Source organism: Lysinibacillus agricola, assembly GCF_016638705.1.
Classification (GTDB): Bacteria; Bacillota; Bacilli; order Bacillales_A; family Planococcaceae; genus Lysinibacillus; species Lysinibacillus agricola.
The window spans coordinates 4,614,349-4,640,283 of record NZ_CP067341.1 but is presented as its reverse complement, the minus strand read 5'-3'; the positions used below and the strand labels follow the sequence as shown (position 1 = coordinate 4,640,283).

Genomic DNA, 25,935 nt, shown 5'->3' with positions numbered 1-25,935 from the left:
GCGATGGATAGAATCAACGAACAAACGAATAGAACATAATAAAGAGATGTTCTTACAACTTGCTGGGACACCTGAAAAATAGAAATAGGGAGAGGCAGCCGTCAGAACGTTTCCGGAAAGCTTCACACTGTGCCTTACCTCAACATTGGATATAGAACCATAAACAATTGCTTAAAGAATGAAGTCGAACGAATATTATTTGCCATGTCAAGGTTGATTAGGTCTATAACACATATCGTGGTTTGATAATGGAGGAATCTAAAATGAGACGTAACATTTTTTCTGTAATATCTATCTTGAGCTTAATGATCACATTTTTTATGTTCGGCTATGACTCAACAAAATGGTATGGTAGTTTTTTTAATTTCCTCTACGATTTAAGTATATTTACGCCACTTGTATTAGGGGGACTAGGGATAATTAGCGCATTTTTGGGCATTAAAGGCGATATTCGAATGGTTCTAATTGTACTCAATGCTTTTTTATTGTTCCTTTTCCTAGGTGCATATTTAATTGGAATCTACGGATTTCAAAATCCTTAATAAGAACTGTAGCGTTTATTTTTCTGCAGTTCTTTTAATTTGTTTTCGATTAGTAACAATAAAGACGCGCCCAGTCGGAACGGAAATCAACCTCACGCTATGGTGAAAAACATTTTATTAATAAATCATAGATACTAAAGGTATAATGAAACTCATATGAGGAAAAATTTTTGGGATATAAGATCGAAAGGAAGAAAGAGATTTGGGGAAAAAACAAATTTGGTATGAGGTAGAAGAAAACGAGTCGATTGAAGATTGTTTGGCAAGAATGCATCGAGATGGTTATATGGCAGTGGGAAGGAAAGAAGAACCAATTTTTCACTTAGTCGATGGAGAGCCAACGTATTTACGTCAAAAAATTCAATTTAAAGCGATGCACTGTCAAGATTCCGAGTAGATTTGACTAAAATCCGAACGTTTATAAATAGCTAAAATAAAATGTTCGCATTTTTACATTGACGATAGTGAAATCACTTGTTAAAATATGAGAAGGAAAAACAAATAAATCCCACATATATGCTAGAGGATTGGCTCTAGTGTCTCTACCCGGCACCGTAAATGCTGGACTATGCGGGAAAGCACTTTTGGCATGTTACGAGAAGGTTGTGTACAGAAATGTACCTTTGCATATTCTTTTCATAATAAGTCCTCAAGTAAGCTGCTTTCACGTGTATGGTAGAGAGTAGTTTATTTGGGGATTTTCTTTGTACAAAAAGTAAAGAATTGCAGTAGCTATTTGAAGAATAGAGGCTTGCACAATATTTGATCATTTTTCTATCGTTTAAAAGGAGCGACAATTCATGAATCCGAAAATCGGTGTCATTATGGGTAGTTCAAGTGACTGGGAAACAATGAAACATGCATGTGATATTTTAGATGAATTACAAGTACCGTACGAGAAAAAGGTTGTGTCTGCACATCGTACTCCTGATTTAATGTTTGAGTATGCAGAGTCAGCACGTGAGCGAGGTATTCAAGTAATTATTGCGGGTGCAGGTGGTGCTGCGCATTTACCTGGAATGGTAGCGGCTAAAACAACGTTACCAGTGATCGGTGTACCTGTGCAATCTCGTGCACTTAACGGTCTTGACTCTCTATTATCAATCGTTCAAATGCCTGGCGGTGTACCTGTAGCAACTGTAGCGATTGGCAAAGCAGGAGCGACTAATGCAGGATTGCTAGCAGCGCAAATTTTGTCGACAACAGACGCAGAGCTTGCTAATAAACTAGATGCTAGACGTGAAGCCACAAAGCAACAAGTATTGGAAAGCACAGGTGACTTAGTGTGACAAAGATTATTTATCCAGGGCAAACGATAGGCATTATCGGAGGAGGGCAGCTTGGTCGTATGATGGCCCTTGCTGCTAAAGAAGTAGGCCTTAAAATTGCCGTCCTTGAACCATCGATGGACTCACCATGTGGACAGGTTGCTGACATACGCATTGTAGCACCCTATGATGATGAGGCAGCTTTAGAAGAACTTGCCGAGGTAAGTGACGTTATAACGTATGAGTTTGAAAATATCGATTACGATGGCTTAAAACGTTTAACACAAATGGCTTACGTTCCGCAGGGGGCAGAGCTAGTACGCATTACACAAAACCGTGTGACTGAGAAGGAAGCGATTGTGAACGCTGGTTGTCCAGTAGCACCTTATATTGTTGCGAATACATATGAGGAATTAGTAGCCAATATCGATATGATTGGTTATCCTTGTATAGTCAAAACTGCAAGAGGTGGTTACGATGGCAAAGGGCAGCAGCTTTTAAAATCTGCAGAAGACCTATCGTTAGCAAAAGGGCTTTTCTCTCATTCGCAATGTATTGCTGAAGGATTTGTGCCTTTTGTGAAAGAAGTATCTGTCATTGTCCAAAGAAACGGTAATGGTGAATCATATTGTCAGCCAGTTGGAGAAAACATTCATGTTCATCATATTTTACATGAAACGATTGTGCCGGCCCGTATAAAAGAGGAAACAGCACAGGCTGCAGAACGAGAAGCCTTGAAGATTGCTGATTACTTAAATTTAGTAGGAACACTAGCTGTAGAAATGTTTGTATTAGAAGATGGTGGAATTGTTATTAATGAATTAGCACCAAGACCTCATAATTCAGGTCACTATTCAATAGAAGCATGTAATGTTTCACAGTTCCATCAGCATATTCGCGCTGTTTGTGGATGGCCACTACGTAAGCCACAACTTTGGGCACCATCTATTATGGTAAATGTTTTAGGGCAGCATGTCATGCCACTTAGTAACTCAATTGCTAAATATCCTGAATGGTCTATACATCTTTATGGGAAAGCTGAAGCTAAAGTGAACCGTAAGATGGGCCACGTAACGATTATGACAAAAAACTTAGAAGAAACACTACAACAAATCGAGAGTTCTGGCATTTGGTCAGAATAGAAGGAGAAACGCAATGATCGAACGTTACACAAGACCCGAAATGGGCGCAATTTGGACAGAACAAAATAAATATCAAGCTTGGCTAGAAGTTGAAATTTTAGCATGTGAGGCTTGGGCAGAAATTGGAGACATTCCAAAAGAGGATGTAGCTAAAATTCGTGAAAATGCTTCATTTGATGTGAATCGTATTTTAGAGATTGAGCAAGAAACACGTCATGATGTTGTAGCATTCACTCGTGCTGTGTCTGAAACACTTGGCGAAGAGCGAAAATGGGTGCACTATGGTTTAACTTCTACAGACGTAGTTGATACAGCCCTTTCTTATATAATTAAACAAGCGAATGATATTTTACGCAAAGACATCGTGAATTTCATTGATATTATTGCAGCAAAAGCAAAAGAGCATAAGCATACGGTTATGATGGGACGTACACATGGTGTTCATGCTGAGCCAACAACTTTCGGCTTAAAATTAGGCTTATGGTATGAAGAAATGAAGCGTAACCTAGAACGCTTTGATGCCGCAGCAAAAGTAATTGAAACAGGAAAAATGTCTGGAGCAGTTGGAACATATGCCAATATCGATCCTAAAGTTGAGCAATATGTATGCGATAAATTAGGACTTACAGCATCACCTATTTCAACACAAACATTACAACGTGATCGTCATGCGCAGTATTTAGGGGCGTTGGCATTAATTGCAACATCAATTGAGAAATTTGCAACAGAGATTCGTGGCTTGCAAAAATCTGAAACGCGTGAAGTTGAGGAAGCCTTTGCAAAAGGACAAAAAGGCTCATCAGCAATGCCTCATAAACGTAATCCAATCGGATCTGAAAACATGGTTGGTATGTCACGTTTAATGCGTGGCTATATGGTAACAGCTTATGAAAACGTAGCATTATGGCATGAGCGTGATATTTCACATTCATCTGCAGAGCGTGTTATTTTACCGGATGCAACGATTACACTTAACTATATGTTAAATCGCTTCGGTAACATTGTGAAAAACTTAACAGTATTCCCTGAAAACATGAAACGTAATATGGGTCGCACTTTTGGTCTAATTTACTCTCAACGTATCCTATTAGCACTTATCGATAAAGGGTTAGTGCGTGAGGAAGCGTATGATACCGTACAACCATTAGCGATGCAGGCGTGGGACGAGCAAGTTCAGTTCCGTACGTTAGTCGATGGAAGTGAAAAAATTACATCGTATTTAACGAAGGAAGAGCTAGATGAGTGCTTTGATTACAACTACCATTTACAGCATGTAGACATGATTTTTGAGCGTCTTGGACTTAACTAAGTAGAGTCACTAGCGGATGTTACAGAATTGAATCGTATACGCACGATTCAATTCTGAACAATACGCGCGTATCTCATAATACCAGGGGGAAAAACGAAATGACTAAAGGTCAACTTTTGTACGAAGGTAAAGCAAAAAAATTGTATACAACAGAGGAGCAAAACGTGCTACTCGTTGAGTACAAGGATAGTGCAACAGCATTTAATGGTGAGAAAAAAGAAGAAATTGAAGGTAAAGGCGTATTAAATAATCGCATTACTTCATTAATTTTCGAAAAATTACAAGCTAACGGAATTGCGTCACATTTCGTAAAACAATTGTCTGATACGCAACAGCTTGTAAAAAAGGTAGATATTATTCCAATTGAGGTCGTAGTTCGTAATATAGCGGCAGGCAGCTTAGCGAAACGTCTTGGCCTTGAGGAAGGTACACCATTAAAACGCCCAATCGTTGAGTTTTATTATAAAGACGATGAGCTTGGCGATCCGTTCATTACAACGGAGCATATTGACGTACTTGATCTTGCAACACCTGAAGAAGTGACTGCCATTTATGATGGTGCACTTACAATTAACAAAGTTCTGCAGCCATTATTTGCAGATGTCAATGTTACGCTAATTGACTTTAAATTAGAGTACGGACGTGACAATGATGGAAATGTACTACTGGCAGATGAAATATCACCAGATACATGTAGACTTTGGGATGCAACTACAAATCAAAAGTTAGACAAAGATGTCTTTCGTAGAGATCTTGGTAATTTAACTGAAGTTTATACTATTATACTTTCTAGACTCGGAGGCAAATAACAATGAAAAAAGTTAAAATTTACGTAACATTACGCGAGAGCATTCTTGATCCACAAGGTTCAGCTGTACAAGGTTCTTTAGTGAAAATGGGTTACGCTGAAGTAGAAGATTTACGTATCGGTAAATATCTTGAACTAACAATTAAAGATACAGAACGTGATATTGATACTCTAGTAAAAGAAATGTGTGAAAAGGTTTTAACTAACGTTGTAATCGAAGACTACCGTTACGAAGTCGAGGAGGCAAACTAATCATGAAATTCGCAGTACTCGTATTCCCTGGGTCAAACTGTGATATCGATATGTATCATGCGATTAAAGACGAGCTAGGTGAAGAAGTAGAATATGTATGGCATACAGCAACAGATTTAAGTGGCTTTGATGGCATTTTAGTACCGGGAGGCTTCTCATACGGGGATTATCTTCGTTGTGGTGCAATGGCAAACCAATCTAATATTATGGCAGAGGTCAAGAAAGCAGCAGATGCTGGTAAGCCGGTATTAGGCGTATGTAATGGATTCCAAATCTTAACTGAAGCAGGTTTATTACCAGGTGCATTACTTCGCAATAAAAATTTGAAATTCATGTGCCGTACAATCCAGCTAAAAGTTGAAAACAACAATACATTATTCACAAACCAATATGAGCAGGGTCAAATGATCAATATTCCAATCGCACATGGTGAAGGTAACTATTACTGTGATGAGGAAACTTTACAACAATTAAAAGACAACAATCAAATCGTGTTCACATACTCAGGCGAAAATCCAAACGGTTCTTTAGAAGATATCGCGGGGATTGTAAACGAGCGCGGCAATGTACTAGGTATGATGCCTCACCCAGAGCGAGCTGTTGATGCACTGGTGGGCGGAGCAGACGGTCTAGCAGTATTTAAATCAATTGTGAAGCAGTGGAGGGAAAATCATGTCAACAACTAAGTTTGAGCCAACAGCACAGCAAATTAAAGATCAAAAGCTATACGCTGGTATGGGGATGTCAGACGAAGAATTTGCAATGGTAGAAGGTATTTTAGGACGTCTACCAAACTGGACAGAGACAGGTCTTTTCTCAGTAATGTGGTCTGAGCATTGCTCATACAAAAATTCAAAACCAGTGTTACGTAAATTCCCTACAAAGGGTCCTCAAGTTTTACAAGGTCCAGGTGAAGGCGCAGGTATCGTAGATATTGGTGATGAACAAGCAGTTGTATTTAAAATGGAATCACACAACCATCCTTCAGCAATCGAGCCTTATCAAGGTGCTGCAACAGGTGTTGGTGGTATTATCCGTGACGTTTTCTCAATGGGTGCACGTCCAATTGCGATGCTGAACTCACTACGCTTTGGCGAATTAAAATCAGCGCGTGGTAAATATTTATTTGAAGAAGTAGTTGCTGGTATCGCAGGTTACGGTAACTGTATCGGAATTCCAACTGTAGGCGGAGAGATTCAATTTGATCCTTGCTATGAAGGTAATCCACTTGTTAATGCAATGTGTGTAGGTTTAATTGACCACAAAGATATTCAACGCGGGATCGCAGCTGGCGTAGGAAATACAGTCATGTATGTTGGCGCAAAAACAGGTCGTGACGGTATCCACGGTGCAACATTTGCATCCGAGGAGTTAACAGAGGAATCTGAAAACCAACGTCCAGCAGTACAAGTAGGAGACCCATTCATGGAGAAACTTTTACTTGAAGCATGTTTAGAAGTTGTAAAATCTGACGCTCTAGTAGGTATTCAAGATATGGGTGCTGCTGGTCTTACTTCTTCATCAGCAGAAATGGCTTCTAAGGCTGGCTCTGGTGTAGAAATGAACTTAGACTTAGTACCACAACGTGAGACAGGCATGACAGCATATGAAATGATGCTATCTGAATCTCAGGAGCGTATGCTACTTGTTGTGAAAAAAGGTCGCGAAGAAGAAATTAAAGCGATTTTCGATAAATATGATTTAGATGCTGTGGCAATTGGTCGAGTGACAGATGATAAAATGCTTCGCTTATTACACAATGGTGAAGTTGTAGCTGAAGTACTTGCTGATGCACTTGCAGAAGATGCACCAGTTTATCATAAGCCATCTGCAGAGCCTACTTACTATGCTGAGTTCCAGGCGATAGAAAACACGGAACCAGCCGTAACAGATTACAAAGAAACATTAAACGCACTTTTAAAAGCACCAACAATTGCTTCTAAAGAGTGGGTATACGATCAATATGATTATCAAGTACGTACATCAACAGTCGTTGCACCAGGTTCTGATGCAGCAGTTATCCGCGTTCGCGGTACGAACAAAGGGTTAGCAATGACTACAGACTGTAACTCTCGTTATATTTACCTAGATCCAGAGGTAGGCGGTGCCATTGCTGTAGCAGAAGCGGCTCGTAATATCGTAGCAACTGGTGGTACACCATTAGCGATTACTGACTGCTTAAACTTTGGTAATCCTGAGAAACCAGAAATCTTCTGGCAAATTGAAAAATCAGCTGATGGTATTTCAGCAGCTTGTACAGCACTGAATTCGCCAGTAATCGGCGGTAACGTGTCTCTTTATAACGAGCGTTCTGGAGAAGCAGTTTACCCAACACCAACAATCGGTATGGTTGGACTAATTGAAGATTTGGCACATGTGACAACTCAAGATGTAAAAGCTGCTGGTGATGTAGTGTTTGTGATCGGCGATACAAAAACTGAATTTGGTGGTTCTGAGCTTCAAAAATTATTAAATAATGGGGTTATTTCAGGTAAAGCACCAGCTATTGACCTACAGATTGAAGCTGCACGTCAACAAGCATTGCTCAAAGCGATTAAAGCCGGAATCGTACAATCTGCACATGATGTGGCAGAGGGTGGTCTTGCAGTAGCGCTTGCTGAAACAACATTTGGCGCAAATGGCTTAGGTGTTGATGTTACATTAACTGGCTCTGCTACAACAGCATTATTCAGTGAAACACAATCTCGTTTCGTTGTAACAGTGAAAGAAGAAAATGCAGCTGCATTTGTAGAAATTGTAAAAGATGCACAGAAAATCGGTGTCGTAACTAACGATGCGCTTGTTAAAATCAACGGTGATAACGGTGTGCTTGTAGATGGTACAGTGGAGGAATTCCGTTCTAATTGGAAAGGAGCAATCCCATGCTTGCTGAACTCAGAGGCTTAAACGAAGAATGTGGGGTGTTTGGTATTTGGGGCAACCCAAATCCAGCACACCTTAGTTATTACGGGCTTCATGCTCTTCAACACCGTGGCCAAGAAGGTGCTGGAATCGTCGTTTCTGACGGTCAGCATCTTCGCGCGGTGAAAGGCGAAGGACTAGTTAATGATGTTTTCAACGAAGATAAGTTAAAGGCAGTTAACGGAAAAGCAGCAATTGCTCATGTTCGTTATACGACTGCTGGTGGAGGCGGTATTGAAAATGTACAGCCGTTATTATTCCACTCCTCAACTGGAAGCCTTTCAATTGCTCATAACGGTAACTTAGTCAATGCTACGCACCTAAAGCAGTATTTAGAGCGACAAGGAAGTATCTTCCATTCAAGCTCCGATACAGAAGTGCTAGCACATCTTATTAAGAAAAGCTCGCATTCACCATTCCGTGCAAAGGTGAAAAATGCCCTCTCATTATTAAAGGGTGCGTATTCGTTCTTAATTATGACTAAAGATGAAATGCTTGTTGCACGTGATCCACATGGTTTACGTCCATTATCTCTTGGAAAGCTAGGAGATGGCTGGGTTGTAGCCTCTGAAACTTGCGCATTCGATTTAATAGGTGCAGAATTCGTTCGATCTGTTGAACCTGGTGAGTTATTAATTATCAACGACGAAGGTGTAAAATCTGATCGTTTTGCAGAAATGGATAAACGTGCAATGTGCGCGATGGAGTACGTGTATTTAGCACGTCCTGATTCTGATATTGATGGTATTAACGTCCATATGGCACGTAAACGTATGGGAAAACAGCTTGCTCGTGAATGTGCACATATTGAAGCTGATGTTGTAACAGGTGTGCCTGACTCAAGTATTTCTGCAGCAATTGGCTTTGCAGAGGAAAGCGGTATTCCTTATGAGCTAGGTCTTATTAAAAATCGTTATGTAGGTCGTACATTTATCCAACCGACACAGGAATTACGTGAACGCGGTGTGAAAATGAAGCTTTCTCCAGTTGTTCAAGTCGTAAAAGGTAAACGCGTAGTGATGGTGGACGATTCAATCGTTCGTGGTACAACTTCAAGACGTATTGTAAAAATGTTAAAAGATGCAGGTGCGGCAGAAGTACATGTTGTGATTTCTTCGCCACCAATGACGGATCCTTGCTATTATGGCATCGATACTTCAACACATGAAGAATTGATTGCATCTAGCCAAAGTGTAGATGAAATTCGTGAAACTATAGGAGCCGATTCACTAACATTCCTTTCCGTTGAGGGCATGGTGGAGACGATTGCAAGACCATATGAAGATGAAAACCGTGGATTATGCCTAGCATGCTTTACAAGCAAATATCCAACAGAAATTTTTCCGGATACAATCTTACCACATGAAAAAGAACTATTACGTTAAGAAAAACATCTAAATACGTCTAGCAATGATGACAGATCTAGATTTGGATGATAAGGAGGAACTCTGCGTGTCAAAAGCATATGAACAAGCAGGTGTAAATATTGAAGCAGGCTACGAAGCCGTAAAACGAATGAAGTCTCACGTTGAACGTACAAACCGTCTAGGTGTGATGGGAACGTTCGGTGGCTTTGGTGGTATGTTTGACTTGTCAGAACTAAATCTTAAGGAACCTGTTCTTATTTCAGGTACAGATGGTGTTGGGACAAAGCTAAAACTAGCATTTATGGTGGACAAGCACGACACGATTGGTGTGGACTGTGTAGCAATGTGTGTCAATGATATCGTAGCGCAAGGTGCTGAACCACTGTACTTTTTAGATTATGTAGCTCTTGGAAAAGCTGAGCCAGCGAAAATTGAACAAATTGTAAAGGGCGTTGCGGATGGCTGTGTGCAATCTGGTGCGGCATTAATCGGTGGTGAAACTGCAGAGATGCCAGGTCTTTACGATGAAGATGAGTATGATTTAGCTGGTTTTGCAGTAGGAGCTTGTGAAAAATCAGCAATCGTGACAGGTGAAAAAATTGTAGAAGGTGACGTACTTGTTGGTATTGCTTCAAGCGGTGTGCATTCAAACGGTTACTCATTAGTACGAAAAATTGTCTTTGCTGATAATAATTACGCAGTTGATTCGATTGTGGAAGGCTACGAGGATCTTGGTCCTATCGGGGAAGCCTTGTTAGTGCCAACAAAATTATATGCGAAACCTGTGCTTGCGGCTTTAAAAGCAGCGGACGTTCATGGCTGTGCACATGTAACTGGCGGTGGCTTTTATGAAAACCTACCACGTATGATGCCCGAAGGTTTAGCAACTGAAATTGATTTAGGTTCTTGGCCTGTCTTACGTATTTTTGAATTTTTAAAAGAAAAAGGACAGCTAGAGGATAAGGATTTATATAATGTCTTTAATATGGGTATTGGCTTCGTTTTAGCTGTACCTGCAAATGAAGTAGAGAATGTGCTTGCTACAGTGGAAGAAAATGGTGAAAAAGCATACACAATTGGTCGCGTTGTGAAAGGCGAGGGTGTTGTATTTAATGGCTCACATGATGGGAGTTTAGTGTAATGACTGCACCAACTAAAATTGCCGTTTTTGCTTCAGGGAGCGGTAGTAACTTTCAGGCCATTCAAGAGGCTATTGAACGTGGCGAACTAAATGTAAAAGTCGAGCTTGTTGTTACAGACAAGCCTGGCGCATTTGTAGTCACACGAGCTGAAAACTTTAGTATTCCAGTGCTAGCTTTAAGTCCGAAAGAGTTTGCAACAAAAGCAGATTACGAGACAGCTATTATCGAGGCTCTACGTAAATATGACGTTGAATGGATTGTGCTTGCGGGTTATATGCGCTTAATTAGTGAAGTATTACTGACGGCCTTTCCGCAACGCATCGTGAATATCCATCCTTCACTATTACCAGCTTTCCCTGGTAAAGATGCCATTGGTCAAGCGATGGAACATGGAGTCAAGATAACAGGTGTGACTGTACATTTTGTAGACGAAGGTATGGACACAGGCCCTATTATTGCTCAAGCGGCAGTGTCAGTTGTTGATGGTGACCGTGAGGCAACAGAAACGGCCATTCATAAAGAAGAGCATGTACTCTATACAAAAGCTTTACAGCAGTTATTAAAGTAATTCAGTGGTGAGGAGTTAGGTCTTCTGGAACAATACAGCCTAACTCTACTCTATCAATAGCAAGACATATTCGTGGCAAACACGATAAAAATTGGTTCATCACCAAAAGTTGTGGGTAACTTTTGTTAAAACGTCTACTATGTAAATAAGTTGATTGGAGTGGAGGCTGGGCGACTCCTTGGGGATTAGCGATAGAGGAACGAAGGCTAAAACCATCACATCCTGTGATAACGCCTTCGTGACCAACATCGTGTTGGCCCGAGACCCTGCAGCGAAGCGAAGCGGCTCATCGGACGCCCCCAGGAAGCTCTGCTCTGCGCGAAAGCGAAGCGTCAGCTACAAAGCGCCCAGTCGGAACGGAAATCAACCACACGTTTTGGTGATGATCGTAAAAATTAGGAGGATATTGTTGTGACAAAACGTGCATTAATCAGTGTTTCCAATAAAGATGGTATTTTAGAATTTGCAAAAGAACTAGTAGCATTAGGTTATGAAATTTTATCAACTGGTGGTACGAAAAAAATGTTACAAGACAATAATGTTGCTGTAACAGCAGTCGATGAAGTAACTAAATTCCCTGAAATTTTAGATGGCCGTGTAAAAACTTTAAACCCTATGATTCACGGTGGACTATTAGGAAAGTTTGACGATACTTCTCATCAAGCACAAATGAATGAGCATGGAATTGAGCCAATTGAGATTGTTTGTGTCAATCTTTACCCGTTCGTTGAAACAATTTCAAAGCCTAATGTAACATGGGATGATGCGATCGAAAATATTGATATCGGTGGTCCAACAATGTTACGTTCTGCAGCAAAAAACCATCAATATGTAACAGTAATTGTGGATAGCAATGACTATACGAACGTATTAGAGGAACTGAAAGCAAATGGTGTAACGACAATTGAAACACGTCGCAAGTTAGCTGCAAAAGTTTTCCGTCACACAGCCGCTTATGATTCATATATCTCAAACTACTTAACAGAAGAAGAGTTCCCAGAGAGCTTAACAATGACATATGAATTAAAACAAAACTTACGCTATGGTGAAAATCCTCATCAAAAAGCAGCGTTCTATCAAAAACGTCTAGGCTCAGATTTTTCATTAGCTTATGCTACGCAATTACATGGTAAAGAATTATCATACAACAATATTCAAGATGGGAATGCAGCATTACAAATTGTCAAAGAGTTTGAAATGCCTGCAGCAGTAGCTGTAAAGCACATGAATCCTTGTGGTGTTGGAACGGGTGCAACATTAGAAGAAGCGTTTGATAAAGCATATGAGGCAGATTCAACGTCTATTTTCGGCGGCATTATTGCTTTAAATATGGAAGTAGATGCAGCAACTGCTGAAAAATTAAGCCATATCTTTTTAGAAATTATTATTGCACCAGCTTTCTCTCAAGAAGCACTTGATATTTTAACGAAAAAGAAAAATATTCGCTTACTAATAATTCCTTTCGAGCAAGCAATACAAGACAAATTCAATGTTGTATCAGTTGAAGGTGGCCTTCTTGTGCAAGAACCAGATCGCTACGGCTTTGCCGATGCAGATATTAAAGTTGTCACGGACCGCGAACCGACAACACAAGAATGGGAAGCGTTACAGCTTGGCTGGGCAGTTGTGAAGCACGTTAAATCTAATGCTATCGTCGTTACAGATTCTCAAATGACACTTGGTGTTGGTGCTGGTCAAATGAACCGTGTCGGAGCAGCTAAAATCGCATTTGAACAAGCAGGCGAAAAGGCAAAAGGCGCAGCATTAGCATCAGATGCATTCTTCCCAATGAGCGATACAGTGGAAGCAGCTGCGGCAGCTGGTATTACAGCAATTATTCAACCAGGCGGCTCTATAAAAGATCAGGATTCAATCGATAAAGCTAATGAATACGGCATCGCAATGGTATTCACTGGCGTACGTCATTTCAAACACTAAAATATCCAAAAACTAGACCGAGATGTTGGCTCATCTCGGTCTTATGCACAAAGAGGAGGATTCCCTAAAATGAAAGTATTAGTCATTGGAAGCGGCGGTCGTGAGCATGCTATCGCCAAACAATTTAGTATTTCACCATCTGTCAATAAAGTATTTGTAGCACCTGGTAATGATGGCATGCGAGGAGATGCAGAAGTTGTGGCGATTGATGCAATGGATTTTGCAGGCTTGGCACAATTCGCTAAAGAAAATGAGGTAGATTTAACCTTTGTTGGGCCTGAGCAACTACTTGCTGAAGGAATCGTGGATTTCTTTACGGCTCGTGGCTTACGAATATTTGGTCCAACAAAGGAAGCAGCACAAATCGAAAGCAGTAAATCATACGCTAAGGATATTATGAATAAGTATCATATCCCAACAGCAGCCCATGAAACATTTACTGAAGCAGATAAGGCTATTGCCTATATTAAAGAGCAAGGTGCTCCAATCGTTATCAAGGCAGATGGTTTAGCAGCTGGTAAAGGTGTAGTTGTAGCAATGACTGAAGAAGAAGCCGTTGAAGCTGTAAAGGATATGATCGGTAACCAACGTTATGGTGAATCATCTTCTCGAGTGGTCATTGAAGAATTCCTGGATGGAGAAGAATTCTCCTTCATGTCGTTTGTCCATAAAGGTCAGATTTATCCAATGGTCATTGCTCAAGACCATAAACGTGCTTATGATGGCGATAAAGGACCGAACACAGGTGGTATGGGAGCCTATTCCCCAGTGCCTCAAATTTCTCAAGAAGTAGTAGATGTTACTTATAAGACGATTGTTGAACCAACTGTGAAAGGTATGGAGACAGATGGTGTATCGTTTACAGGGATACTATATGCAGGATTGATTTTAACGAAAAATGGTCCGAAAGTGATTGAGTTTAATGCACGCTTTGGTGATCCAGAAACACAAGTAGTTTTACCACGTATGGCATCTGACTTTGGTGCATTTATGACAGCATTAATGGAAGAAACGCCATTTGATTTGCAATGGTCTGATGAAGCAATGCTAGGCGTAGTAATTGCCGCTGAAGGCTATCCAGGGGACGTTGAAAAAGGACATGCATTACCTAACTTAGAGGCACTATCAGCTTCACACGCGGTATTCCATGCGGGTACAAAGTTTGTAGATGAGAACTTTGTTGGTAATGGTGGCCGAATATTATTGGTTGGCGCAAAGGCAGCTACTTTAAAAGAAGCACAAGAAAAAGTATACGCAGGTATTGCAACTGAAGAATGGAACAATTTCTTCTACCGCAAAGATATCGGCTGGCGTACGTTTAAGTAGTGACTGATTAAATGAGCCGAACGTAAATCAACCCTCGTTGTAGTAATCTGCCATACAAGTGTTTCTAATAAATTTTGGTCCATCATCGTAATTTAGAGATGACATTTTGTTAAAATGTATGCTTTGCAAATAGTTGATTGGAGTGGAGGCTGGGCGACTCCTCGGGGAATAGCGTTTCAGATGAGACCCTGCAGCGAAGCGAAGCGGCTCATCGAACGCCCCCAGGAAAGCGCCCAGCCGGAACGGAAATCAACCCCTCGCTATGGTGATGGTCACTATGATTAAAAAGGGTGAGAGCCGTCTCAATAATACAATTGAGACGGCTCCTTTGACTAAGAAGGATTTTGTGCTTGATTTGCAGAATTTTTACTGTCTGAGAATTTTTGATTTGAAGTGCTGGAGTCAGATTGCTTTGAAGCAGTTGCATTTGATCCTGACATAGTTCCAGAAATAGCAGAGGAGAAATCCTTCATGAGTTTATCGATTTGTTCAGATGACATAGAATTTTGGCCACTGAGCATACTTTGCATAGAAGTGTTATTGTTGTTGCTGTTCATAGCACTCTGCATATTAGAGCTCAGTAAAGCTTTAGTTGGGCAATACTTAAAGATACCCTCAGCCATTTTCATGGCACCAAATGCAATCATCAATCGACCTCTCATACAATTAGGATTTCTTGAGACCCTAGCGATACCAAATGCCGTTAAACTTGTACCCATGGCAAAGCGACAGAAGGCATTTTGTTCGCTTAAATTAGTTTCTTGCATCATAATTTCCTCCTTTAGTCATTGTGGAAAAAATAAAGCGGGGTGCACTTTGCTTTATGAAAGTGCTGTGTTACGATTGAAACAAGATGATTGCATAAAGCACTATTTTTATGAAAATAAGCGTTTATGCAGTACTAGTATGTGATTATAAGTTAGATTTACACAATGAAATTTTACGCAATTTAGGAAGGGGCGAATAGAATGGATCCAGTATGGAGAATTACAGAATTACGCCAACAATTGGCTGTAGTTGATGGCAAAAATGCACCGGATATTGTATTAAAAAATGCACGTTATTTACATAGCATGCTCAAACAGTGGGTAGTAGGAAACATTTGGATTTTAGGAGAACGTATTGTCTATGCTGGTGATAGAATGCCTCCGTTATTAGAAGGGACAGAAGTGGTAGATTGTACGAATAAAACAATTGTCCCAGGATATATTGAGCCACATGTTCATCCGTTCCAATTATACCATCCACAATCTTTTGCTGATTTTTGTGGACAGCTAGGAACTACAACTTTTATTTCTGATAATTTAAGCTTCGTTTTATCTTTAGAAAATAAGAAAGCGTTTTCAATATTAGATAATTTGAAAAAGCTACCGTTTTCCTTTTACTGGTGGACACGTTTTGATTCGCAAACTGAAATGGAACAGGAGGAAGAAATTTTTTCTAATACGTCCATTTTAGAATGGTTAGAACGAGATGATGTTTTACTTGGAGGAGAATTAACGGGCTGGCCAAGGTTGTTACATGGAGATGACCAAATGCTCTATCGTATGCAAATGGCTAAGGGCTACAGGGAAAAAATAGAGGGGCACTTCCCTGGCGCATCAGAACGAACTTTAGCGCGTATGAAGCTACTTGGTGCAGATGGTGATCATGAAGCTATGACAGTGGAAGAAGTGGAACGACGCATTATGCAAGGATACGCGGTAACGCTGCGTCATTCTTCAATACGTCCAGATTTACCAAATCTATTAAAGGGAATAGTCGAAAAAGAGCTACCTATTTTTGACCATTTAATGATGACAACAGATGGCTCGCCACCATCTTTTCATGAGGATGGTGTGATGGATAAATGTATTCAAGTAGCCTTAGATGCAGGTGTAGCACCAATAGATGCTTATCAAATGGCTTCCTACAATGTGGCACGTTATTATAATATGTCCAGCTTACATGGTTTTATCGCAACTGGCCGATTTGCCTCACTTAATATTTTACAAGATGAATGGCACCCAGTTCCTGAGAGTGTATTATCAAAAGGAGTTTGGTTAAAACGCGATGGAGAGCGAGTACAAAGGCTTGCTGAAATTGACTATTCAGCGTTACCGGCATTTGATTTAGATTTTTCATTAACTTCTCATGACTTTCAGTTCTCGATGCCGTTTGGAATTGAGCTAGTAAATGATGTTATTACGAAACCATATAACTCATTAATTACTAGAGAAGGGCAACTTGCAGATCATGATGAATGCTATTTAATGCTCATCAATAGAGATGGCAAATGGCATGTTAACACGATGATTAAAGGTTTTGCTACTAGTGTTCAAGGTTTTGCCTCCTCTTATTCGAATACAGGCGATATCTTGCTGATCGGAAAAAATAAAGATGATATGATTACAGCTTTTGAAGAAATGAAGGCAATGCGTGGTGGGATTGTACTTGTTGAAAAGGGTGAAGTAATTGCAACTGTACCATTAACTATTGGTGGTCTTTTATATGATGGGGATGTTAAGGAGCTATCAGAAAAAGAGAAGTTCTTAAAACAAGCATTAGCGGAACGTGGTTACCACTTAGGAGATGCAATTTATTCTTTATTATTCTTACAATCTACACATTTACCATATATCCGTATCACACCAAAAGGGATTTTTGATGTTATGAAGAATAAGTTATTATTACCAGCAGTGATGCGCTAGTTGAAGTTTCCCTATGGTATAGCCAGAATTACAGTTAAATGTAGTTGATTAAAGGAGAGTAATGCTTGTGTTCAAATCAAAGAAACTATTTATTGCCATGGCTTTTAGTACCTTATTGATAGGAGGATGTTCAAAAGATTCATCGGAAGTGAAGGAAGACGATACGAAAAAAGTTGACGAAGAATCTGCTATTGGAGAGTCTGTTCAAGAAGGGTCGGAAGTTGCTCCGTTAACAGGCGAGGCTGTTAAGGAAGAAATCACACAACGCCCGATTATGGTCACAATTAATAATCATCCTGAAGCACGTCCACAATCAGGATTGGCTGCGGCAGATATCATTTATGAAATGTTGGCAGAAGGCAATGTAACTCGTTTTTTAGCAGTCTATCAAAGTGAACTGCCAGAAAATATAGGGCCTGTTCGTAGTGCTCGATCTTATTTTGTTGATCTTGCGAAAGGCTTCGATGCATTTTACGTAGCACATGGCTATAGCCCAGAAGCAAAATCAATGCTTAGTAATAATGTAGTCGACAATATAAATGGTATGGATTATGATGGTACACTTTTTAAACGTTCAAAAGATCGTGTTGCTCCACACAACTCGTATATTACGCCTGAAAATATCTTAAATGGAGCTGAAAAAGTGGACGCTTCAATGATTTACCGTGAAAAAGTAAGTCAGGCTTTTTATGAACCCGATGAACGTGGTAAAATAGGCATTGAAACAAGTCAAGTTGACATTTACTACGGAAATAGTGAGTATTTCCATAATTCGTATGTGTATGATCATCAAAGTAATCGTTATGGACGACAATCGGCTGGCGTTGACACAAAGGATATGTTAACAGGCGACACATTATCATTGGCAAATGTTCTATTTTTTGAAATGAAACATCAAACTGTTGATAAAGAGGGACGCCAAGAAATTGATTTAACTTCTGGTGGAAATGCGTATGTATTTCAAAATGGCTATATGAGAGAAGTCAAATGGGCTAATATTGATGGAATACCAATGGCTGTAGAAGAGTCTGGGGAACTTGTAAAGCTAGTACCAGGGAAGTCTTGGGTTCATTTCATACCAACTTCACCAGGGTTACAAGCAATGGTGAAAACGCAGCCTTAAAGGGAGGAAAATTGCATGCAAATCGAAAAAATTCGAGGGCATCAAACAGATCAATTATTTAAAGCAGTGTTAGAGCTGAAAGACATCGAAGAATGCTATAAGTTTTTTGATGATTTATGTACGATTAGTGAAATTCAATCGCTGGCACAACGCTTTGAGGTTGCGCATTTACTACGTTTAAAGAAAACCTACGAATCCATTAAAAAGGAAACAGGTGCAAGTACTGCAACTATTTCACGTGTACGTCGTTGCTTTGATTACGGGAATGATACATATGATGAAATGCTAGGTCGTTTGTATCCAGATGAAAAGCCGTTTCAAGCACCAAAAGAATAGTAGGTAAAGAGGCTGGGTAGAGGTTCTGCTCAGTCTTTTTCATTTTTTTGTCGACAGTCATAAGCTATACTTGTAAACGAATAGATAGAAAATGATAGGTGGTAAAATAGATGGATTATTTAGAATGGAGACATGTGTTCAAACTAGACCCAGCTAAAGACATCTCAGATGAGGCACTAGAAAGAATTTGTGAGTCAGGTACAGATGTTATTATAGTTGGTGGAACAGACGGTGTAACATTAGATGGTGTATTAGATCTGCTTGTTCGTGTACGACGCTTTGAAGTACCAATTGCGCTTGAAATTTCTTCAATTGATTCGGTAACACCAGGCTATGACTATTATTTCATTCCAACTGTGTTGAATAGTGATGATCCAAAGTGGATTAAAAATCTACACCATGAGGCCATTAAGGAGTATGGAGATATTATGGTGTGGGATGAATTAGTAGCTGAAGGTTATTGTATTTTAAACCCGGACTGTAAAGTAGCAGAAGTAACGAATGCGAAAACAGATTTATCCATTGATGATGTTGTAGCTTACGCACGTATGGCTGAAAATTTCTTTAGACTACCTGTATTTTATGTAGAGTATAGCGGAACTTATGGTGATATAGACGTTGTAAGTGCTGTGAAAAAAGAGCTGAAAAATACGCGACTGTTTTACGGTGGCGGCATTACATCTGCTAAGCAAGCAGCAGAAATGGCAAAATATGCAGATACAGTAGTAGTTGGTAATATTATTTACGAAGATTTAAAAGCTGCACTTGCGACTGTTAAGGCTGTTAAAAATACGATATAATTTAACTTTTTCAGCAGGTGTCCAAACACCTGCTGAAAGAAGTTAAAGCCTCCGGCGGATGTCACGGAATCGGAAAGGAGTTCTTTGTGCAAGCACAAAGCCGATTCCGGACGCAATTATGCCGAGGCATAATTGATAAATAAATGTTTGTAAGGCGGTGCGAAATGGAGCAGTTAACGAAAAACTTATTAGCAGGTATGAACCCTGAGCAGGAAAATGCGGTTAAAACAACTGAGGGACCGCTTCTAATTATGGCGGGGGCTGGATCAGGGAAGACACGTGTATTGACACATCGTATAGCATACTTAGTAATCGAAAAAGAAGTATACCCATCAAAGATTTTAGCAATCACATTTACCAATAAAGCTGCACGTGAAATGCGTGAGCGTATTGATGGCATTCTTGGTAACGGAACTGGTGATAGTATGTGGGTATCGACCTTCCACTCAATGTGTGTGAGAATTTTACGACGCAATATTGATCAGCTAGGGATATCACGTAATTTTTCAATTTTAGATTCGACTGATCAGCTATCCGTTATTAAAAATGTTATGAAGGATGAAAATATTGACACGAAGCGTTTTGAACCACGTGCAATTTTAAATGCAATAAGTTCAGCAAAAAACGAATGTATAACTGCGGATGATTATGCAGGCCAAATCAATGAAAATAATCCTTACGAAAAAACGGTTGCCCAGGTTTATAAAGGTTATGAAAAAAGACTACGCCGCAATCAATCCCTCGATTTTGATGATTTGATTATGACAACTATTACATTATTCAAGCGTGTACCTGAAGTGCTTGAATACTATCAAAATAAATTTCAATATATTCATGTGGATGAGTATCAAGATACGAATAAATCTCAATATTTACTTGTTCAGATGCTGGCCAAGAAATTTAAAAATATTTGTGTTGTAGGTGATTCAGACCAATCGATTTATCGTTGGCGTGGTGCGGACATTGGCAATATTCTTTCATTCGAAAAGGATTATCCGAATGCTAAGGCCATTATGCTTGAGCAAAATTATCGTTCAACAAAACGCATCCTACAAGCAGCAAATGACGTCATTCAAAATAATACAACACGTTATCCAAAAGAACTGCGTACAGAAAATGCAGAGGGTGAAAAAATCGTATTGTACAAAGCGTATAACGAGCAAGAGGAAGCACAATTCGTTGTACAAACAATCCAACAGCATATTCAAAAAGAAAATCGTTCATTTGATGACTTTGCGATACTCTATCGTACAAATGCTCAGTCTCGTGTGATGGAGGAAGTGCTTGTTAAGTCCAATATGGCTTATCAAATAGTTGGTGGTACTAAGTTCTATGATCGTAAAGAGATTAAGGACTTACTTGCCTACTTGCGCCTTATTGCCAATAATGATGATGATTTATCACTTGCACGTATTATCAATGAGCCAAAGCGTAGTATAGGTGCAACCTCCTTTGAAAAAATGGCGCGCTATGCGATTGAACAAGATCGCTCTATTTTTGATGCAATGAATGATCTTGTATTCATGGGTCTAACAGGGAAGGCTGCTAATTCGGCTGAGCAGTTTTATGCGATGATTAAAGGCTTTACAGAGATGCAAGAATATTTATCTGTGACTGAAATTGTAGAGCAAGTCATTGACAAATCAGGTTATCGTGCAATGCTACAAAACGAAAAGACTATTGAAGCGGAAAGTCGCTTAGAAAATATTGAAGAGTTTTTATCAGTAACAAAGGCTTTTGAGGAGCGTAGTGATGAAAAGAGCTTAATTGCCTTTTTAACAGATTTAGCTCTAATTGCAGATATTGATGCACTTGATAAAGAGGATACATCGAAGGGCAACATTATTTTAATGACGATGCATGCCGCAAAGGGCTTAGAATTCCCTGTGGTCTTTATCATTGGAATGGAGGAAAATATCTTCCCACATTCTCGTTCACTTGATGATATGGATGAAATGGAAGAAGAACGTCGTCTCGCTTACGTAGGTATCACACGTGCGGAGGAACGTTTGTATTTAACTAGTGCACAAAGTCGTACAATTTTTGGTCGTTCTAGCTATAACAATGTCTCTCGTTTCTTAGGTGAAATTTCTGAGGATATTACAGAATCAATGTCCAAAGGTGGTACGAAGCCTGAGGTTCCGTTTGCCTCTAGTAATCGTTCAGCAGGTGGGTACCAAAAACGTACACTTGGAGCAATTCAGAAAACACAACCAGCAACAGCTCGTTTACAAACAACCGGTGGAGACCAATTTGGCTGGAAGGCCGGGGACAAGGCGATCCATAAAAAATGGGGAACAGGTATGGTTGTCAGTGTAAAAGGTGAGGGTGATGGTACGGAGCTAGATATCGCCTTTCCACAACCAGTTGGCATTAAGCGATTATTGGCACAGTTTGCACCTATTGAAAAAGCGTAAGCGGAGGAACTTAAATGAACGAAATAGAACAGCGTATTGCGGAGTTAAATAAATTATTGCATGAATACGGTCACGCCTATTACGTGTTGGATAAACCGGTCGTAGCAGATAGTGTTTATGACCAATTATTACATGAACTTATTGCTTTAGAGGAAGCAAATCCTTCACTAATTTACCCAGATTCACCGACACAGCGTGTTGGCGGAGCAGTGGTAGAGGGCTTTAAAAAAGTGACTCACGATTACCCTATGCTAAGTCTATCAAACGCTTTTAATGAAGAAGATTTACGTGAATTTGATCGTAAAGTGCGTCAAGCAATCGGTGATAACTTTTCTTATGTTTGCGAGTTAAAAATAGATGGTCTTGCGATTTCTTTAAAATACGAAAATGGAGTTTTTGTACAAGGGGCAACGCGAGGAGACGGTGTTGTAGGGGAAGATATTACAGCAAATTTAAAAACGATTCGAGCAATACCTCTTCGATTAAAGGAACCGATCGCAATAGAAGTACGTGGTGAGGCGTATATGCCTAAAAAATCATTTGAAAAATTGAATGCCCAACGTACTGAAAACGGAGAAGAATTATTTGCTAATCCGCGAAATGCGGCTGCTGGCTCTTTACGCCAGTTAGACCCTAAAATTGCAGCGAGTCGTCAGCTATCAACCTTTATTTATGCAATTGGGGGAGATGGTGAGGCATATGGTATTGACGGCCACGCAGAGATGCTCGATTATTTAGAGGGACTAGGCTTCCCATCAAATAAAGAGCGTCAACGCTGCTCAACGATTGAGGAGGTACTAGCATTCATCGAAAAATGGACTGAAGATCGTCCGAATTTAGCCTATGAAATTGACGGTATTGTTATTAAGGTGGATCGCTATGCACAGCAGGATGAACTTGGTTATACGGCAAAGAGTCCACGTTGGGCAATTGCTTATAAATTCCCTGCTGAGGAAGTAGTCACAACATTACTTGATATTGATTTAACGGTTGGGCGTACAGGGGTTGTTACACCAACTGCTATTTTATCGCCTGTTCAAGTGGCAGGTACGACGGTTCAACGTGCATCTTTACACAATGAGGATTTAATTCGAGATAAAGATATTCGACTAGGAGATACAGTCATTATCCGAAAAGCCGGAGACATTATTCCACAAGTTGTAGGTGTACTACTGGAGCAGCGCCCTGAGGACTCAGTTCCCTACGTAATGCCCGAAAATTGTCCTGTTTGTGAGAGCGAACTTATTCGTATTGAAGGAGAAGTAGCATTACGTTGTGTAAATCCTGCATGTTTTGCACAAATTGCGGAGAGCATTAAATATTTTGTATCGCGTAATGCTATGAATATTGATGGTCTTGGTGATAAGGTCGTTGAGCAGTTTTTACGTGCAGATTTAATTCATGATGTCTCTGATTTGTATCACTTAACTGTAGAACAACTAGTCGAACTTGAGCGTATGGGTGAAAAATCAGCGACGAATTTAGTAAATGCTATTCAGGCTTCCAAGGAAAATTCGATGGAACGTTTACTAATTGGACTAGGTATACGACACGTTGGTGAAAAGGCAGCGAAAATTGTTTCAGAGGAGTTTGGAACGATGGAAGCTGTGATGGCAGCAACAGAGGAGCAGCTAGTGGAAATTTATGAGATTGGTGATAAGATGGCTTCATCGCTTGTCGAGTATTTTTCAAACGAGGATGCATGTGCAGTCATTGGCCGCCTTGCCGAAGTAGGCGTCAATATGACATATAAAGGTAAAAAGATAGAGGTAGCTGTAGGAGATAATCCTTTTGCAGGTAAAACAATTGTATTAACTGGTAAACTTGAGCAATTGACACGTAACGAAGCAAAAGCGAAAATAGAAGAGTTAGGTGGTATTGTTACAGGCAGTGTCAGCAAAAAAACTGATCTTGTCATTGCAGGAGCAGATGCGGGTTCTAAACTAACAAAAGCCGAGCAGTTAGGGATTGAAGTTTGGAATGAAGATCGCCTGATCGAACAATTTAACCTTGTCCAATAATGGATACTTTCAGGTTCATCACCAAAAGTTGTGGATGACATTTGTTAAAATGCATACCTTATATAAATTGATTGGAGTGGAGACTGGGCGACTCCTTGGGGATCAGCGATAGAGGAACGAAGGCTAAAACCATCACATCCTGTGATAACGCCTTCGTGACCAACATCATGTTGGCCCGAGACCCCCAGGAAGCTTTGCTCTGTGCGACAGCGGCAAATGTTTTATCTGTGCGAAAGCGTAGCGACAGCAACAAAGCGCCCAGTCGGAACGGAAATCAATCACACGTTATGGTGATCATCTAAATATTATAGTAAAGTAAGATGAATTGTCCGTCCTTTCCATAGAAAGGTATGAACAATTCGTCAAGCAAAATCTGAATATCAGTAAAGGAGTATTAAAATAATGAAGTCATTTCGACTCATTCCTGCAATTGTCGCTGCTGCAATGCTAGTCGGCTGTGTGCCTTCTAAAGAGAAGGAGACAGAGCTTACACAGGAGACGCAACAGGAAAAAGCGGAAACAACGATTATTCCAAGCATACAGATTGATGAATCATATTATAGAGCGCTAACTCCTTATAAAAAAAGTGCTAGCAGAGGATTAGTAGTTTCAAATATTTATACGAAATATGATATGAAGGAAGTTGAAACAGGTTTAATGCGTCTTTCTCAAAATGAGTTTGATACAAAAAACTACTTCTTCCAAGAAGGGCAATATTTAGCCGAAAGTACAGTAACCAATTACCTGAAGCGCAGTTCACAAGTTAAGGAGGGGTTAAATCCTCCAACGACGGACTCGATGACGCCAGAGGAACGTGCAACAAAGGCCCCAATCTATTTATCACATATTGTTGAGCAAAATTATTTAACAAAAACGGATGATAATAAAGTAAAATTAGGCGGTATTTCGATAGGACTTGCCTTAAACTCTATTTATTATTATCAAAAAGAGAAATATGGGGAATATTATGAGGAACCAATTTCAGAGGCAGCACTTGTCGAGCAAGGGAAGAAGATGGCTACGGAGATTGTGTCTCGCCTAAGAACTCGTGATGAATTAAAAGATGTACCGATTGTAGTAGGCTTGTTCAAGCAGCAGGCTCGCAATGACATTATTCCAGGGACGTATTTTAACTATGGTGTGGCCAAAGCTGGACAAAATGATGTAACTGATTGGAATGCTATTGATGAAGAGTATGTACTGTTCCCGACGGATGAATCACAGGATGTATATCGAGATGATAGCAGTAACTTTAAGAATTTCAAACAAGATGTAGATAAATATTTTTCTAACTATACTAGTGTGATAGGAACAGGCTTCTATCAAAATAAAAAAATTCAAAAGCTAAAAATCGAAATACCAATCCAATTCTTCGGTCAAGCTGAAATTACAGGCTTTACTCAATATTTAACAGGTGTTCTTATCAATCAATTCGATAACACCAACGTTGAAGTAAGTGTTACCGCGATGAACGATCCAATGGCATTAATCATTAAGAAAGCCAACGAAAAGGAACCATATGTGCATATCTATGAATAAAAAATAGTCAGCTTTATGCTGGCTATTTTTTTATGGATGGAAAATGAGATTTAATAATAGGCGGATAGAATTCTCGGAGCGACGGATAGAAGGCGCAAAAATGGATAGAATCTACGAAGTACCGGATAGACTCAATGAAGTGACGGATAGAAAAGCAAAAGCGCCGGATAGACTTCTTGGAGCGGCGGAAAGAGCTTTCGAAACGACGGATAGAAAAGCAAAAATGGATAGACTCCTCGAAACGACGGATAAAAGAGAGCATAGCAACACGATCCATGCCCTGCTCATGAAAAGCGAAGTCTTATGAAAGACTCTTAAGACAGTCCCTAAAGACAACACTTCGTCCTAGTAGTGAAAGTTTCTTTATTTTTGGTGAAAGTTGTGATTTTTAATATGAAAAATGTTATGATTATTTGCATGGTTAA

The 25,935-nt window shown here is 39.8% G+C and carries 23 protein-coding genes and 1 riboswitch; of the genes, 22 read left to right on the top strand and 1 reads right to left on the bottom strand.

All coding sequences use genetic code 11. The features are described from left to right. The first annotated feature begins 263 nt into the window (after positions 1-263). The 14 genes from FJQ98_RS23205 (at position 264) to purD (ending at position 14,584) form a co-directional block, all read left to right on the top strand. Entirely contained in the window at positions 264-542 is a 279-nt protein-coding gene (locus FJQ98_RS23205) for a hypothetical protein (RefSeq protein WP_053597214.1), read from the top strand. A gap of 202 nt (positions 543-744) precedes the next feature. After that, positions 745-939: an NETI motif-containing protein gene (locus FJQ98_RS23200; RefSeq protein ID WP_053597213.1), complete on the top strand. Its 195-nt coding sequence runs from the start codon at positions 745-747 to the stop codon at positions 937-939. A gap of 93 nt (positions 940-1,032) precedes the next feature. Continuing rightward, a riboswitch (purine riboswitch) is annotated at positions 1,033-1,131 on the top strand. Positions 1,132-1,342: 211 nt separating this feature from the next. After that, on the top strand, positions 1,343-1,831 hold the full coding sequence (purE, locus tag FJQ98_RS23195) for a 5-(carboxyamino)imidazole ribonucleotide mutase (RefSeq protein ID WP_053597212.1): 489 nt from the start codon (positions 1,343-1,345) through the stop codon (positions 1,829-1,831). Beyond that, a complete protein-coding gene (gene purK, locus FJQ98_RS23190; RefSeq protein WP_053597211.1) occupies positions 1,828-2,952 on the top strand; it encodes a 5-(carboxyamino)imidazole ribonucleotide synthase in 1,125 nt (374 codons plus the stop codon). The genes purE and purK overlap by 4 nt, the downstream gene beginning before the upstream one ends. 13 nt (positions 2,953-2,965) lie before the next feature. After that, complete coding sequence (gene purB, locus FJQ98_RS23185) at positions 2,966-4,261, top strand: adenylosuccinate lyase (RefSeq protein ID WP_053597210.1); 1,296 nt, start codon at positions 2,966-2,968, stop codon at positions 4,259-4,261. A gap of 98 nt (positions 4,262-4,359) precedes the next feature. Beyond that, positions 4,360-5,070 carry a phosphoribosylaminoimidazolesuccinocarboxamide synthase gene (gene purC / locus FJQ98_RS23180; protein ID WP_053597209.1) on the top strand — a complete coding sequence of 237 codons (711 nt, stop codon included), beginning with the start codon at positions 4,360-4,362 and terminating at the stop codon, positions 5,068-5,070. Positions 5,071-5,072: 2 nt separating this feature from the next. Beyond that, positions 5,073-5,321, top strand: coding sequence for a phosphoribosylformylglycinamidine synthase subunit PurS (gene purS, locus FJQ98_RS23175; RefSeq protein ID WP_053482994.1), 249 nt, complete (start codon positions 5,073-5,075; stop codon positions 5,319-5,321). 2 nt (positions 5,322-5,323) lie between these two features. Then, positions 5,324-6,007, top strand: coding sequence for a phosphoribosylformylglycinamidine synthase subunit PurQ (purQ, locus tag FJQ98_RS23170; RefSeq protein WP_053597208.1), 684 nt, complete (start codon positions 5,324-5,326; stop codon positions 6,005-6,007). After that, the gene (gene purL / locus FJQ98_RS23165; RefSeq protein ID WP_053597207.1) at positions 5,994-8,228 is read left to right on the top strand and encodes a phosphoribosylformylglycinamidine synthase subunit PurL; all 2,235 of its coding nucleotides are present in this window, start codon (positions 5,994-5,996) and stop codon (positions 8,226-8,228) included. The genes purQ and purL overlap by 14 nt, the downstream gene beginning before the upstream one ends. After that, entirely contained in the window at positions 8,204-9,628 is a 1,425-nt protein-coding gene (gene purF, locus FJQ98_RS23160; protein ID WP_053597206.1) for an amidophosphoribosyltransferase, read from the top strand. Before purL ends, purF begins: the two co-directional genes overlap by 25 nt. A gap of 67 nt (positions 9,629-9,695) precedes the next feature. After that, positions 9,696-10,751, top strand: coding sequence for a phosphoribosylformylglycinamidine cyclo-ligase (gene purM / locus FJQ98_RS23155; RefSeq protein WP_053597205.1), 1,056 nt, complete (start codon positions 9,696-9,698; stop codon positions 10,749-10,751). Then, complete coding sequence (gene purN / locus FJQ98_RS23150; RefSeq protein ID WP_053597204.1) at positions 10,751-11,320, top strand: phosphoribosylglycinamide formyltransferase; 570 nt, start codon at positions 10,751-10,753, stop codon at positions 11,318-11,320. The genes purM and purN overlap by 1 nt, the downstream gene beginning before the upstream one ends. Before the next feature lie 411 nt (positions 11,321-11,731). Further along, positions 11,732-13,258 (top strand): bifunctional phosphoribosylaminoimidazolecarboxamide formyltransferase/IMP cyclohydrolase, encoded by a 1,527-nt coding sequence (gene purH, locus FJQ98_RS23145; RefSeq protein ID WP_053597203.1) that lies wholly within the window; start codon positions 11,732-11,734, stop codon positions 13,256-13,258. A 69-nt stretch (positions 13,259-13,327) separates the two neighbouring features. Then, positions 13,328-14,584 carry a phosphoribosylamine--glycine ligase gene (purD, locus tag FJQ98_RS23140; protein ID WP_053597202.1) on the top strand — a complete coding sequence of 419 codons (1,257 nt, stop codon included), beginning with the start codon at positions 13,328-13,330 and terminating at the stop codon, positions 14,582-14,584. A 332-nt stretch (positions 14,585-14,916) separates the two neighbouring features. On the opposite strand, the gene FJQ98_RS23135 is transcribed toward purD, so the two are convergent. Further along, a complete protein-coding gene (locus tag FJQ98_RS23135) occupies positions 14,917-15,354 on the bottom strand; it encodes a YgaP-like transmembrane domain (RefSeq protein ID WP_201406555.1) in 438 nt (145 codons plus the stop codon). 198 nt (positions 15,355-15,552) lie between these two features. On the opposite strand from FJQ98_RS23135, the gene FJQ98_RS23130 reads away from it, so the two are divergent. The 8 genes from FJQ98_RS23130 to FJQ98_RS23095 all read left to right on the top strand — a co-directional run bounded on the left by FJQ98_RS23130 (position 15,553) and on the right by FJQ98_RS23095 (position 25,817). Continuing rightward, complete coding sequence (locus tag FJQ98_RS23130) at positions 15,553-17,274, top strand: adenine deaminase C-terminal domain-containing protein (RefSeq protein WP_201406554.1); 1,722 nt, start codon at positions 15,553-15,555, stop codon at positions 17,272-17,274. A 67-nt stretch (positions 17,275-17,341) separates the two neighbouring features. Further along, the gene (locus FJQ98_RS23125; RefSeq protein WP_082340445.1) at positions 17,342-18,397 is read left to right on the top strand and encodes a DUF3048 domain-containing protein; all 1,056 of its coding nucleotides are present in this window, start codon (positions 17,342-17,344) and stop codon (positions 18,395-18,397) included. 15 nt (positions 18,398-18,412) lie between these two features. After that, positions 18,413-18,733: a YerC/YecD family TrpR-related protein gene (locus tag FJQ98_RS23120; protein ID WP_004225717.1), complete on the top strand. Its 321-nt coding sequence runs from the start codon at positions 18,413-18,415 to the stop codon at positions 18,731-18,733. 110 nt (positions 18,734-18,843) lie between these two features. Beyond that, complete coding sequence (gene pcrB, locus FJQ98_RS23115; RefSeq protein ID WP_053597199.1) at positions 18,844-19,533, top strand: heptaprenylglyceryl phosphate synthase; 690 nt, start codon at positions 18,844-18,846, stop codon at positions 19,531-19,533. Positions 19,534-19,697: 164 nt separating this feature from the next. Then, complete coding sequence (gene pcrA / locus FJQ98_RS23110; RefSeq protein ID WP_053597198.1) at positions 19,698-21,950, top strand: DNA helicase PcrA; 2,253 nt, start codon at positions 19,698-19,700, stop codon at positions 21,948-21,950. 14 nt (positions 21,951-21,964) lie between these two features. Further along, complete coding sequence (gene ligA, locus FJQ98_RS23105; RefSeq protein ID WP_053597197.1) at positions 21,965-23,971, top strand: NAD-dependent DNA ligase LigA; 2,007 nt, start codon at positions 21,965-21,967, stop codon at positions 23,969-23,971. 402 nt (positions 23,972-24,373) lie between these two features. Next, the gene (locus FJQ98_RS23100; RefSeq protein WP_053597196.1) at positions 24,374-25,510 is read left to right on the top strand and encodes a CamS family sex pheromone protein; all 1,137 of its coding nucleotides are present in this window, start codon (positions 24,374-24,376) and stop codon (positions 25,508-25,510) included. 100 nt (positions 25,511-25,610) lie between these two features. Further along, positions 25,611-25,817 carry a hypothetical protein gene (locus FJQ98_RS23095; RefSeq protein WP_053597195.1) on the top strand — a complete coding sequence of 69 codons (207 nt, stop codon included), beginning with the start codon at positions 25,611-25,613 and terminating at the stop codon, positions 25,815-25,817. Positions 25,818-25,935 lie beyond the last annotated feature (118 nt).

Coding starts and splice junctions, on each gene's coding strand:
- FJQ98_RS23205 (WP_053597214.1), top strand. CDS start 264: ATGAGACGTAACATTTTTTCTGTAATATCTATCTTGAGCTTAATGATC.
- purE (WP_053597212.1), top strand. CDS start 1,343: ATGAATCCGAAAATCGGTGTCATTATGGGTAGTTCAAGTGACTGGGAA.
- purB (WP_053597210.1), top strand. CDS start 2,966: ATGATCGAACGTTACACAAGACCCGAAATGGGCGCAATTTGGACAGAA.
- purC (WP_053597209.1), top strand. CDS start 4,360: ATGACTAAAGGTCAACTTTTGTACGAAGGTAAAGCAAAAAAATTGTAT.
- purS (WP_053482994.1), top strand. CDS start 5,073: ATGAAAAAAGTTAAAATTTACGTAACATTACGCGAGAGCATTCTTGAT.
- purQ (WP_053597208.1), top strand. CDS start 5,324: ATGAAATTCGCAGTACTCGTATTCCCTGGGTCAAACTGTGATATCGAT.
- purL (WP_053597207.1), top strand. CDS start 5,994: ATGTCAACAACTAAGTTTGAGCCAACAGCACAGCAAATTAAAGATCAA.
- purF (WP_053597206.1), top strand. CDS start 8,204: ATGCTTGCTGAACTCAGAGGCTTAAACGAAGAATGTGGGGTGTTTGGT.
- purN (WP_053597204.1), top strand. CDS start 10,751: ATGACTGCACCAACTAAAATTGCCGTTTTTGCTTCAGGGAGCGGTAGT.
- purD (WP_053597202.1), top strand. CDS start 13,328: ATGAAAGTATTAGTCATTGGAAGCGGCGGTCGTGAGCATGCTATCGCC.
- FJQ98_RS23135 (WP_201406555.1), bottom strand. CDS start 15,354: ATGATGCAAGAAACTAATTTAAGCGAACAAAATGCCTTCTGTCGCTTT.
- FJQ98_RS23130 (WP_201406554.1), top strand. CDS start 15,553: ATGGATCCAGTATGGAGAATTACAGAATTACGCCAACAATTGGCTGTA.
- FJQ98_RS23120 (WP_004225717.1), top strand. CDS start 18,413: ATGCAAATCGAAAAAATTCGAGGGCATCAAACAGATCAATTATTTAAA.
- pcrB (WP_053597199.1), top strand. CDS start 18,844: ATGGATTATTTAGAATGGAGACATGTGTTCAAACTAGACCCAGCTAAA.
- pcrA (WP_053597198.1), top strand. CDS start 19,698: ATGGAGCAGTTAACGAAAAACTTATTAGCAGGTATGAACCCTGAGCAG.
- ligA (WP_053597197.1), top strand. CDS start 21,965: ATGAACGAAATAGAACAGCGTATTGCGGAGTTAAATAAATTATTGCAT.
- FJQ98_RS23100 (WP_053597196.1), top strand. CDS start 24,374: ATGAAGTCATTTCGACTCATTCCTGCAATTGTCGCTGCTGCAATGCTA.
- FJQ98_RS23095 (WP_053597195.1), top strand. CDS start 25,611: ATGGATAGAATCTACGAAGTACCGGATAGACTCAATGAAGTGACGGAT.